The sequence below is a fragment of the Ferdinandcohnia sp. GQ5 genome (assembly GCF_059759275.1).
The window spans coordinates 43,406-54,952 of sequence record NZ_JCAXEW010000029.1 but is presented as its reverse complement, the minus strand read 5'-3'; the positions used below and the strand labels follow the sequence as shown (position 1 = coordinate 54,952).

Sequence of the window (11,547 nt, the reverse complement as noted above, 5' to 3'; positions counted from 1 at the left end):
GTGTTCAGTTTTCAAAGAACTTTCGTAAGTTTCGCTATCGTTGCTCTCTTGAAGCAACTTTATAATAATATCATTTATTATTTTGATAGTCAATAACTTTTTTATTTCTTTTTTTATTTCATCACCGCATCTCGGCGGCAGATTTATAATATACCACCTCTAAACTATTAAGGCAAGCATTTTTAATAAAAAAATTATACTAAAAAAGTTTTTTGAGTAAATCTATAAAAAAATAGAGTGGAAACCCACTCTATTACTCATATTATTTATTGCGCATTTGTGGGAATAGTAATACATCCCTAATTGAAGGAGAATTAGTTAAAAGCATAACGAGTCTATCTATTCCTATTCCTAATCCACCTGTTGGTGGTAATCCATATTCTAATGCTTCTACAAAATCTTCATCCATCATATGTGCTTCGTCATTTCCTTGTTCTCTTTCTTTCAGCTGAGCTTCAAATCTTTGACGTTGATCAATCGGATCATTTAATTCTGTGAAAGCATTAGCATGTTCTCTAGCAACAATGAATAGCTCGAAACGATCTGTGAATCTAGGATCTTCAGGATTCTTTTTCGCTAATGGCGAAATCTCTACTGGATGTCCATAAATGAATGTTGGTTGAATGAGTTTCTCTTCAATTTTTTGTTCAAAGAATTCATTAACAATATGACCGTACTGCATATTGTCATTGATTTCAACATTATGTTCCTTAGCAAGTTGTCTTGCTTCTTCTACACTCATTTCCTTCCAGAAATCTACGCCTACATATTCTTTAATGGCATCTACCATGTGGAGTCGTTTCCACTCTGGCTTTAAGTCAATCTCATATTCACCATAGGTTACAGTCGTTGTTCCTAATACCTCTTGTGCAATATGAGCGACTAAGTTTTCCGTTAAACTCATGATGTCTTTATAGTCTGCATAAGCTTCATAAAGCTCAATCATTGTGAATTCAGGGTTATGGCGAGTTGATACACCTTCATTTCGGAAAACACGACCGATTTCATATACTTTTTCTAAACCACCAACAATAAGGCGCTTTAGGTGTAACTCAATCGCAATACGCATATATAATGGGATATCTAACGCATTATGATGAGTAATGAACGGTTTCGCCGATGCTCCACCTGGGATTGAATGCATCATTGGTGTTTCAACTTCCAGATAACCATGGTCGTCCAGATAGCGTCTCATTGCTCGGATGATTTTACTGCGTGTAATAAACGTTTCTTTGCTTTCCGGGCTCATGATTAAGTCTAAATAGCGTTGACGATAGCGCTGCTCTACGTCCTTTAGTCCATGGAACTTATCTGGTAGAGGACGTAATGCTTTTGATAAAAGCTCAAATGAAGTTACTTTTATAGAAAGTTCCCCTACTTTTGTTTTGAAGACTGTACCCGTTACTCCGACAATATCTCCTAGGTCAGCAATATTAAATATCTCATATTGTTCTTCCCCAACTGCATCTAGACGTACATATAGCTGGATTTGACTAGTTAGATCTTGGATATGAGTAAATCCAGCCTTCCCTTTACCACGCTTTGTCATGATACGGCCGGCAATTGTAACAGTGATTTCTTTTTCATCTAATTGCTCTTTAGTAAAACCATCATATAAATCGATTAACTCACGTGTGCTGTGAGTTCTTTCAAATCTCTTTCCGAAAGGGTCTACTCCCTTTTCACGCAATGTATGTAGCTTTTCTCTTCTGACAATCAATTGGTCATTTAATTCCTCATGATTCATTTCCATCAACTCCTATTTTGTCACTCATCTATGAAAAACCGTAAATATATAACTTGTCCTATTCCAATATAAACGTAAAGCAGAAAAACTGCCAGTAATTAACTGGCAGTGGGTTGCTTACGGGTATTATAGTGTAGGGAACTATTGATGTCAAACAACCTTAGCATTGTTTTCTTGCTTTTTTTCTACTTCTTCCACGAAGTTTTGTAAAACGGCCACTAATTCATTTCGTGTATTGCAATTGTTAACGTCATTACGCACTATTGCATTTCCGCGGATTCCTTTTAGATACCACGCAGCATGTTTTCTGAATTCCCTTACCGCAACGTTTTCATTCTTTAGGTTAATTAAACGATCTAAATGAAGAATTGATACATCGATTTTTTTCCTTACACTTGGCTCTTCAGTTAATTCACCAGTTTCTAAATATTTGACTGTTTGATAAATCATCCATGGGTTTCCAAGCGCTGCACGGCCAATCATTACACCGTCACAGCCTGTTTCGTCAAGCATACGTCTCGCATCCTGTGGTGTTTTAACATCACCATTTCCGATAACAGGGATATTTACTGATTCTTTTACTTGTTTAATAATATCCCAGTTCGCAAACCCTTCGTACATTTGAACACGAGTTCTTCCATGCATGGCTACTGCTTGACCGCCAGCACGTTCTACCGCTTGAGCATTTTGAATCGCAAAAATATGGTCTTCATCCCAGCCCATTCGCATTTTTACAGTAACCGGTTTGTCAACTGCATCAACTACCGCTGAAACCATCTCATAAATCTTATTAGGATCTAATAGCCACTTTGCCCCTGCATCACATTTCGTAATTTTTGGTACAGGGCATCCCATGTTAATATCAATAATATCCGCAGTTGTGTTTCTATCAACAAACTTTGCCGCTTCAACTAATGTTTCTTTTTCTCCTCCAAAAATTTGAAGGCTAAGTGGCTTTTCACGTTCATCTATATAAAGCATCCCCATTGTTCTCGCATTTTTATAGAGAATAGCTTTATCACTTACCATTTCTGCACAAACTAATCCTGCACCAAATTCCTTAACGGTTAGACGGAACGCAGAGTTACACACCCCAGCCATCGGCGCAAGAACAACTTGGTTCTTCATTTCGATATTGCCTATTTTTAACACGGTAACCCTCCTTCCTTCTATTTTTGATACTATTTAATCAACCTCTTTTGGACGTAAATCATCAAGTGGTACTTTTAATATATCTGCAACCTCTTGTAAAAATATCTTACTAGGCATTCGCGTTCCCCGCTCTACTTCTCCAACAAGAGACACCGATACCCCGAGGTCTTTTGCCAAACTCTCTTGGGTATACCCTTTTAATTTTCGAAAAGCACGAATACGTCTTCCCCATTTCTCCGCTTCCATATACGCACACCTTCTCTGTCTTGTAATTCGTCTAGTAGTAAGGATATTGGCTTTGTTACTGTTGGAATTTCTAAATTCTGGTCTATTTCAGCTAATGGTACCAGAACAAAAGCTCGCTCTGTCATTCGGGGATGAGGGACAATAAGACGCTCTGTTTCAATATTTTCTTGATTAAACAGCAAAATGTCAAGGTCGAGTGTTCGAGGCCCCCACCTTATTTTCCTTTCCCTACCAGATTCATGCTCTATACTCTGCAAAACTTCTAGTAAATCCAATGGTTGTAAATCAGTATTTACTTTAATTACCATATTTAAAAATCGGTCTTGATCTTCATAACCAACGGGATCTGTTTCATAAATTGAAGAAAAACCGATAATATCGATATCTTTTTCTTGAATCGCTTGTAAAGCTGAATGTAAATAGGATTCCCGGTTACCTATATTTGTACCTAAGGCGATATAAGCTGTATTACTCACTATTGTCGACTCCTTGTGATCTCTACCGCTACTGACTGAAGCTGTCCTGGTATTGGTGGGTCAGGCTTGATTACTTTTATTGTACAGCTAGAGACCAATGGAAAATGGGCTAAAATGTCGGTAGCCATTTTTTCAGCTACTGCCTCAAGCAATTTGTACGGTTTACCTTCAACAATCTCCTTACATAGATTGTAAAGCTCCCCATAATGAACGGAGTAATTTAAATTATCCGTTTCACCCGCTTGTTTAACATCCACTTCTACCATGAGGTCCACGAAGAAGCGTTGGCCTAGCTTTGTTTCTTCCGTGAAAACACCATGATAACCATAAAATTGCATTTGGTTCACATAGATCTTATCCATCTTTGTTATTCTCCTTTACCAACAAGGACATCCATCATTTTAGCAAGTCTAGCATTCACTATCACATTGTGTACACGGACAATATCGCAGCCCTTTTGGATACCAAGGCAAGTCGTTGCGCCAGTTGCTTCATCGCGTTCCTTTGGCGGCAAATCAAATATTTTTCCAATAAAAGACTTCCTTGACGTTCCTAATAGTATTGGAAAACCTAGGTCAGAAAACCGGTCCAGGTGACGAATGGTTTCAATATTCCCTTCAAAGGTTTTCGCAAAACCTACTCCTGGGTCTAAGATAATCTTCTCATCCTTTACACCCGCAGCTCTCACAATCTCAATACTTTCTTTTAAATCAACGATCATATCATCAATAAGACTCTTATAGTTTTTATTGTCACGGTTATGCATGAGAATTATCGGCACTTGATAGGTTGCTGCCACTTCTGCCATTTTAGGATCTGCTTTTGCACCCCAAATATCATTAATAATGTGTGCTCCTGCTTCAATTGCCTGCTTCGCTACCTCAGACTTATAGGTATCAATCGAAATCGGTACGTGAACTTCCTTTACTAACGCCTTAATGATTGGCACCACTCTAGCGATCTCTTCTTCATCAGAGATTCTTTCATGTCCAGGCCTTGTCGATTCACCACCAACATCAATAATATCTGCACCATTCTCGACCATTTCTTTGGCGTGACGGATTGCCGCGTCTAGGTCAATATAGGAGCCACCATCTGAAAATGAATCAGGTGTGATATTTAGAATTCCCATAATCATCGTTTTTTTCGAAAAGTCTAATTGATAAGGACCACATGTTAGTGTTGGTCTCGTTCTGCTTTGGTCCATTTCTCAAACTCCTTTGTTATTCGTTTATACAATATAGGCCTGTCTCTGAAAATGTAATAGATATATGTACTAATAACAGGCACTCTGATTTTTTTAGTTTGATCCTACTTCACTTTTATTACTGATGAATTGTTTAACTACATTTTCAATCAGTTGCTTCCCAGCATTAGTCATAATGGACTCTGGATGAAATTGGACACCCTCGATTGGATACTCCTTGTGACGGATGGCCATGATTTCACCATCTGCTGTTTCAGCTGATATTTCAAAACACGCAGGAAGGGTTTCCTTTTTTACGATTAGAGAATGATATCGAGTAGCTGTAAAAGGCTGATCAAGTCCTGAAAAAATGGTTTTACCGTCATGTATCATTTCTGATGTTTTCCCATGCATAAGCCTTTGGGCTTTAATTACATCTCCACCAAATGCTTGGGCAATTGATTGATGACCAAGGCAAACACCAAAAATCGGGATACGCCCTGCAAAATAAGAGATTGTCTCTAGACTTATCCCTGCCTCATTCGGTGTACAAGGCCCGGGGGATATCATGATCAAATCGGGGGATAACTCCTCTATTTCCTGGACTGTGGTTTCATCATTTCTTTTGACGATAATCTCTTCTCCTAATTCTCCCACATACTGCACTAAATTAAATGTAAACGAGTCATAATTATCAATCATTACGATCATCTTAGCTCACCTCATACTCATATTTTTTAATCTCTACTTCACTCAGCTCTATGCTTACATCTATAGATCGTCTATTTTTATATTTTACATGATATACGATTACTGGTACACCATTGAATTGAAAAAAGAGTCTTATCCTATGAGGATAAGACTCTTTTGTATGTTGAATTATTGCTCATCAAATTGATAAAGAACTGTACTTAAGTAACGCTCACCATTATCTGGGACGACCGCAAGTACTTTCTTGCCTTTACCTAATTTTTTCGCAACTTGAAGTGCAGCAAAGATAGCCGCTCCAGAAGAGATACCTACAAGGAATCCTTCCTCTTGACCTGTACGACGTGCATATTCGATTGCTTCTTCATTTTTAACGGTAAATACTTCATCATAAATTTCAGTGTTTAGAACGCTCGGTACAAAGTTTGCACCTATTCCCTGGATTTTGTGAGGACCTGGTTTTCCACCAGATAGAATTGCAGAGTCAGCTGGTTCTACTGCAACAATATGGATGTTTGGATAATTCTCTTTTAAAACCACACCTGCTCCAGTAATTGTTCCACCTGTACCAATACCAGATACAAACGCATCTAATTGGTCACCCATTTGCTCAACAATTTCTTTACCAGTCGTTAAACGGTGAATTTCAGGGTTTGCTTCATTATCAAATTGTTGTGCCATGAAATAGCCATGTTCTTTAACAAGCTCTTCTGCCTTGTTAACAGCACCTCTCATACCTTCAGAGCCTGGTGTTAAAACAAGCTCCGCTCCATATGCCCTTAAAAGGTTACGACGCTCCATACTCATTGTATCTGGCATTACTAGGATTGCCTTTAAACCTTTAGCAGCTGCTACCATTGCTAAACCGATACCCGTGTTTCCACTAGTTGGCTCAATAATTGTGTCACCAGGTTTTAATTCCCCTTTTTTCTCTGCTGCTTCAATCATCGCTAAAGCAATTCTATCTTTTACACTGCTACCTGGGTTAAAGAACTCAAGCTTCACATAAACATCAGCACTATCTTCATCAACTAAATGGTTAAGCTTTACAACTGGTGTTTGACCGATTAACTCATAGATTGAATTTGCTACTCTTGTCATGATTCCACCCTCAATCCCTACTATTTTTATTGGTTTTATCTACAATTTACCAACTACGCCCATAAAAGTCAATGAATTTGCGGCTTGCGTTTTGTGAATTTTTTCTGAAAATTACTGTTGTTTTTCATAGAACCACTTCACATCAAGTTCTTTCCAAAATGGCTCTACTGAAATCGTTCCATTCATTTGGTCTATTGCGATTTGGCGTTTAATTTGATCCTTTACATCCTCATAGGAATAGGTTACAGCATCAATGACCTCATGAAGAATAACCACTGCATAACCATCCTCTACTTTGATCGGTTCACTCCACTCATTCGGCTTCAAGCTCTCAGCAACTTCCAAATAGTTATCTGGTGCATATCCATTTTCTGCATTTACATATCCGAGTTCCCCACCCCGATTTGCTGAAAACTCATCAATCGATTTTTCCATTGCTAGTGCTGAAAAGCTAGAACCATTTTCTAGTTCATCCCGAACCTGTTCCGCCGATTTCTTTGTTTTCACAACAATATGGGAAAGGTGGTATGACTTTGGAATTTCATATAGATGCTTGTTTTCCTTATAGAAATGTTTCATTTCGTTTTCTGAAATAACAGCATCCTTCGTTAAAAGTTCTTCTAATAAAATGCTTAACTCGATTTGTTCCTTCCAGTGCTCGTCATTTATTTTCTCATGATCAATCGTATTATACATCGTCTTTATTAACGTTAATTCACGATCAACAGCATCTTCAGATAAAGTAATCTCATGCTTTTCGGCCATCTGACGAACAACTTCTTCATCAATCATTTCTTCTAAAATTTGTTTTCCATATCGCCCTTCAAGTTCATGTAACCATTGTTGTCTTGTTATGGTTGTATCCCCAATTGTCGCAACCACCTCTTCTTCCCCACTAGCGACAACAGGTTTTGAAGCCTTAATTGTTTTTTCATCTGGCTTAGCTGCTGCAAAGTATACAATCGACAAACAGTTAGTGATAACGAGAGCAGCAATAATTGACCACAATATCTTTCGATTCATCTTCCCATCTCCCATTACCTTACTTTGCCTGGTTTTTTAATTCTATTAACTCATCTTTTGAAAAATGATACTTTTCATTACAAAAATGACATTGTGCCTCTGCTTTACCATCTTCTTCAATCATTGCCTCGATTTCATCTGTGCCAAGGCTAATAATTGCACGTTCAATTCGTTCTTTAGAGCAAGGGCAGACAAAGGACACTGGCATCTTTTCAAGAATTTTAAGGTGTTCCTTGCCAATAATCTCTGCTAAGATGTCCTCTGGTGTAAGTCCCTTTTCAATCATTTTTGAGATTGGTTCTATTTCTTGTAGTCTTTTTTCAATTCTAGCTATTGTAACCTCATCAGTACCCGGCATAAGCTGAATGAGGAAACCTCCAGCAGCTAAAATTGAATTATCTGGGTTCACTAAAACCCCTACTCCAACTGATGAAGGAGTCTGCTCTGAAGTAACAAGATAATAGGTAAAATCCTCTCCTAATTCTCCTGATACAATTGGAACTTGACCTGAAAATTGTTCCCTCATGCCAACATCCTTAACAACTGTTAAAGTACCTTCTGTTCCAACAGCTCTTCTTACATCCAGTTTCCCATGCTCATTTAAGTCAAAATGGGTTTGTGGATTTGTTACATATCCTCTTACTTCACCTTTTGCATTTGTATCGACAAGGATAATTCCGATTGGACCTCCACCTTCAACTTTGATTGTTAGCTTGACTTCACCCTTTAGGGTGGCTCCTAACATAACACCTGCAGTCATCGTTCTTCCAAGTGCAGCAGAAGCAGTCGGCCACGTATAATGGCGTCTTTGAGCCTCAGCAACTGTATCTGTTGAATCTATCGCATATGCGCGAACCTGTCCATCATAGGCTAATGCCTTAATTAAATAATCACTCATAGTTTTTCTCCTTTTCATGTTGTTCGTTGATGTTGTCAGCTTTTTGCTTCCATATTACGTTGATAGATAAGCTGCAAGCCTTTTAATGTTAAAAATGGGTCAACCTCATCAATCGCATGTGATTCAGCAGCGATTAGTGCAGCGAGTCCACCAGTCGCAATTACTTTTGGTTTTTCAATCGCCTGTGCTTTGATACGAGCTACTATACCTTCAACCTGACCAACGTAACCAAATAATATACCCGCTTGCATCGCACTCACCGTGTTTCTTCCAATCACACCTTCCGGACGGGCTATTTCAATTCTTGGCAACTTAGCAGCTCTTGAATATAAAGCCTCTGTTGAAATGGCAATTCCTGGCGCAATCGCTCCACCCATATATTGCTTCTTCTCATTTATGTAGCAGTAAGTTGTGGCTGTACCGAAATCAACAATGATGAGTGGACTTCCATATAAATGAATGCCTGCAACAGCATTGACGATCCTATCAGCACCCACTTCCCTCGGGTTATCATATTTTATGTTTAGGCCTGTTTTAATCCCTGGTCCAACCACCATAGGCTTTATACCAAAATACTTTAGACACATTCGTTCCAGAGCAAACATAATTGGCGGAACGACAGAGGACATGATAATGCCCTTAATATCTTTGAAGGTTAATCCTTCATGTTCTAATAATGACTTGATAACAAGTCCATATTCATCTTCTGTTTTGTTCCGGCTTGTTTCAATTCTCCAATGATGTTTTAATACATTATTTTCAAATACCCCTAAAACCATATTCGTGTTTCCCACATCAAAAACGAAAATCATGAAGTACCCCCAACATATAACGTATGACTTTGCAAACATCATACCACACCTACTTTTTAGTATTCCACAATTAACTACACTCAGTCGGGGGTTTACTCGGAAACAAAAAGGTGTCTACAATTTCGTTGTAGACACCTTTTGCGTTATTCTTCTTTATTCTTGTTTTCGCCTTCAGTTACGTCATTATCTTTTTTAGAGTTAATTGTAACTTTTACATCTTCTTTTGGTTTGTCTGTTCCTTCAATCGCTACTGGTCGGTCAGGTAATTTACCTTCTTCGAATAAGCTCTTGATTTGGGCAGCATCTAATGTTTCAACCTCAAGTAATGTCTCTGCGATAAGCTTAAGTTTATCTTGATTTTCTGTAAGGATCTTGCGAGCTTTCTCGTAGCTTTCCTTAATAAAGCGTTGAATTTCAAGATCAATTTCGTGTGCAATAGCATCACTATAGTTTTGCTCATTGTGGATATCGCGTCCTAAGAACACTTGACCACCCTGCGCTTGACCAAATTGAAGAGGACCTAATTTTTCACTCATTCCATATTCGGTAACCATTTTACGAGCAATACCTGTAGCACGTTGGAAGTCATTATGAGCACCTGTACTCACTTCTCCAAATGTAATTTCTTCTGCTACACGACCACCTAATAGACCAGTGATTTTATCTAACAGTTCAGGTTTTGTCATGAAGTAACGATCTTCCTTAGGAAGCATTACTGCATAACCGCCGGCTTGACCACGAGGCACAATCGTTACCTTGTGAACCATATCCGCTTCATCAAGCACCATTCCAATAACGGTATGTCCCGCTTCGTGGAACGCAACGATATTACGTTCTTTTTTCGAAATGACACGGTTCTTTTTCGCTGGACCCGCAATTACGCGATCTGACGCTTCATCAAGATCTGCCATATCAATTTTCTTCTTATTTTGTCGAGCGGCAACGAGTGCTGCTTCATTAAGTAAGTTTTCTAGGTCTGCACCTGAGAATCCTGGAGTTCTTGCAGCGATAGCTTTTAGATCAACAGATTCATCAAAAGGCTTATTACGAGCATGAACTCGTAAAACTGCTTCTCTTCCTTTAACATCCGGACGGTCAACTGTGATTTGACGATCAAAACGTCCTGGACGTAGAAGGGCAGGGTCTAGAATATCTGGGCGGTTTGTTGCTGCAACGATGATGATCCCTTCGTTTGCACCGAATCCGTCCATCTCAACTAGCAATTGGTTTAAGGTTTGCTCACGCTCATCATGACCGCCACCAAGACCAGCACCACGCTGACGTCCAACTGCATCAATTTCATCTATAAAAATGATACATGGCGCATTTTTCTTTGCGTTTTCGAATAAGTCACGTACACGTGAAGCACCAACCCCTACGAACATTTCAACGAAATCTGAACCACTGATGGAGAAGAATGGAACTCCCGCTTCACCAGCAGCAGCACGGGCAAGCAATGTTTTACCTGTTCCAGGAGGTCCAACAAGAAGGATCCCTTTTGGAATTCTTGCACCTAGATCAGCAAATTTCCGAGGGTCTTTCAAAAACTCAACTACTTCAATAAGCTCTTGCTTCTCTTCGTCCGCTCCTGCAACATCTTTAAATCTAACCTTTTTCTTTTCTTCGCTATATAGCTTCGCTTTACTCTTACCGAAGTTCATAACCCTACTGCCGCCGCCTTGGGCTTGGTTAAGTAGGAAGAAGAATAAAATAAAGATGATAACAAATGGGATAATCGACGTAAAGAAGGTTACCCAGCCGCTTGTTTCCTTCGCTTTAAGTATATCTACGTCTGCGTTCTTCGCCGCTTCATAAATCCGATCTACTTCTTTTTGGCTTCCGATAATATTTGTTACAAAATATTGATCCTCTTTGTAGCCATTTAATTGGCCTCTTACTTCAAAGACGCCTCTTTCGGGTTGTACCGTGATATTTTTTACATCTCCTGTTTCGAGATGTTCAACAAACTTTCCATATTTCATCACTTCAGGCTGGCCATTGGCTCCTTGGAAGAAGCTAACCACTCCGATTATGACTAAAAATATGAGTAAATAGAATATGACATTTCTAAAAATCCGATTCATCCCTTACCTCCTCCCGCGGTGAACAAACTATAGTAAATAGTATCATAGATAATAATTGCTATTCAAATGATTTACGTTTAACCTGCCAATAGGTTTCAAAAAAGGGTCAGTTTT

At 38.9% G+C, this 11,547-nt stretch carries 12 protein-coding genes; all 12 read right to left on the bottom strand.

From position 1 onward, the window contains the following. Positions 1-262: 262 nt before the first annotated feature. On the bottom strand, positions 263-1,753 hold the full coding sequence (gene lysS, locus AC6CHV_RS24760; RefSeq protein WP_341329599.1) for a lysine--tRNA ligase: 1,491 nt from the start codon (positions 1,751-1,753) through the stop codon (positions 263-265). A gap of 144 nt (positions 1,754-1,897) precedes the next feature. After that, positions 1,898-2,899 (bottom strand): tRNA dihydrouridine synthase DusB, encoded by a 1,002-nt coding sequence (dusB, locus tag AC6CHV_RS24755; RefSeq protein WP_498079878.1) that lies wholly within the window; start codon positions 2,897-2,899, stop codon positions 1,898-1,900. Positions 2,900-2,932: 33 nt separating this feature from the next. Further along, positions 2,933-3,145 carry a helix-turn-helix domain-containing protein gene (locus AC6CHV_RS24750; RefSeq protein WP_099353492.1) on the bottom strand — a complete coding sequence of 71 codons (213 nt, stop codon included), beginning with the start codon at positions 3,143-3,145 and terminating at the stop codon, positions 2,933-2,935. Then, positions 3,097-3,621 carry a 2-amino-4-hydroxy-6-hydroxymethyldihydropteridine diphosphokinase gene (gene folK / locus AC6CHV_RS24745; RefSeq protein WP_341329597.1) on the bottom strand — a complete coding sequence of 175 codons (525 nt, stop codon included), beginning with the start codon at positions 3,619-3,621 and terminating at the stop codon, positions 3,097-3,099. Before folK ends, AC6CHV_RS24750 begins: the two co-directional genes overlap by 49 nt. Next, a complete protein-coding gene (folB, locus tag AC6CHV_RS24740; protein WP_121449281.1) occupies positions 3,621-3,983 on the bottom strand; it encodes a dihydroneopterin aldolase in 363 nt (120 codons plus the stop codon). Before folB ends, folK begins: the two co-directional genes overlap by 1 nt. 5 nt (positions 3,984-3,988) lie before the next feature. Continuing rightward, on the bottom strand, positions 3,989-4,828 hold the full coding sequence (folP, locus tag AC6CHV_RS24735; protein ID WP_498079877.1) for a dihydropteroate synthase: 840 nt from the start codon (positions 4,826-4,828) through the stop codon (positions 3,989-3,991). Positions 4,829-4,921: 93 nt separating this feature from the next. Beyond that, on the bottom strand, positions 4,922-5,518 hold the full coding sequence (pabA, locus tag AC6CHV_RS24730) for an aminodeoxychorismate/anthranilate synthase component II (RefSeq protein ID WP_341329594.1): 597 nt from the start codon (positions 5,516-5,518) through the stop codon (positions 4,922-4,924). A gap of 168 nt (positions 5,519-5,686) precedes the next feature. Further along, a complete protein-coding gene (gene cysK, locus AC6CHV_RS24725; RefSeq protein WP_498079876.1) occupies positions 5,687-6,616 on the bottom strand; it encodes a cysteine synthase A in 930 nt (309 codons plus the stop codon). A gap of 111 nt (positions 6,617-6,727) precedes the next feature. Further along, positions 6,728-7,639 carry a peptidyl-prolyl cis-trans isomerase gene (locus AC6CHV_RS24720; protein WP_341329592.1) on the bottom strand — a complete coding sequence of 304 codons (912 nt, stop codon included), beginning with the start codon at positions 7,637-7,639 and terminating at the stop codon, positions 6,728-6,730. 19 nt (positions 7,640-7,658) lie between these two features. After that, entirely contained in the window at positions 7,659-8,537 is an 879-nt protein-coding gene (gene hslO / locus AC6CHV_RS24715) for an Hsp33 family molecular chaperone HslO (RefSeq protein ID WP_498079875.1), read from the bottom strand. A gap of 35 nt (positions 8,538-8,572) precedes the next feature. Next, positions 8,573-9,349: a type III pantothenate kinase gene (locus AC6CHV_RS24710; RefSeq protein WP_440274414.1), complete on the bottom strand. Its 777-nt coding sequence runs from the start codon at positions 9,347-9,349 to the stop codon at positions 8,573-8,575. A gap of 143 nt (positions 9,350-9,492) precedes the next feature. Beyond that, positions 9,493-11,433 carry an ATP-dependent zinc metalloprotease FtsH gene (gene ftsH, locus AC6CHV_RS24705; protein ID WP_341329589.1) on the bottom strand — a complete coding sequence of 647 codons (1,941 nt, stop codon included), beginning with the start codon at positions 11,431-11,433 and terminating at the stop codon, positions 9,493-9,495. Positions 11,434-11,547 lie beyond the last annotated feature (114 nt).

Coding starts and splice junctions, on each gene's coding strand:
- lysS (WP_341329599.1), bottom strand. CDS start 1,753: ATGGAAATGAATCATGAGGAATTAAATGACCAATTGATTGTCAGAAGA.
- AC6CHV_RS24750 (WP_099353492.1), bottom strand. CDS start 3,145: ATGGAAGCGGAGAAATGGGGAAGACGTATTCGTGCTTTTCGAAAATTA.
- folB (WP_121449281.1), bottom strand. CDS start 3,983: ATGGATAAGATCTATGTGAACCAAATGCAATTTTATGGTTATCATGGT.
- folP (WP_498079877.1), bottom strand. CDS start 4,828: ATGGACCAAAGCAGAACGAGACCAACACTAACATGTGGTCCTTATCAA.
- pabA (WP_341329594.1), bottom strand. CDS start 5,518: ATGATCGTAATGATTGATAATTATGACTCGTTTACATTTAATTTAGTG.
- cysK (WP_498079876.1), bottom strand. CDS start 6,616: ATGACAAGAGTAGCAAATTCAATCTATGAGTTAATCGGTCAAACACCA.
- AC6CHV_RS24720 (WP_341329592.1), bottom strand. CDS start 7,639: ATGAATCGAAAGATATTGTGGTCAATTATTGCTGCTCTCGTTATCACT.
- hslO (WP_498079875.1), bottom strand. CDS start 8,537: ATGAGTGATTATTTAATTAAGGCATTAGCCTATGATGGACAGGTTCGC.
- AC6CHV_RS24710 (WP_440274414.1), bottom strand. CDS start 9,349: ATGATTTTCGTTTTTGATGTGGGAAACACGAATATGGTTTTAGGGGTA.
- ftsH (WP_341329589.1), bottom strand. CDS start 11,433: ATGAATCGGATTTTTAGAAATGTCATATTCTATTTACTCATATTTTTA.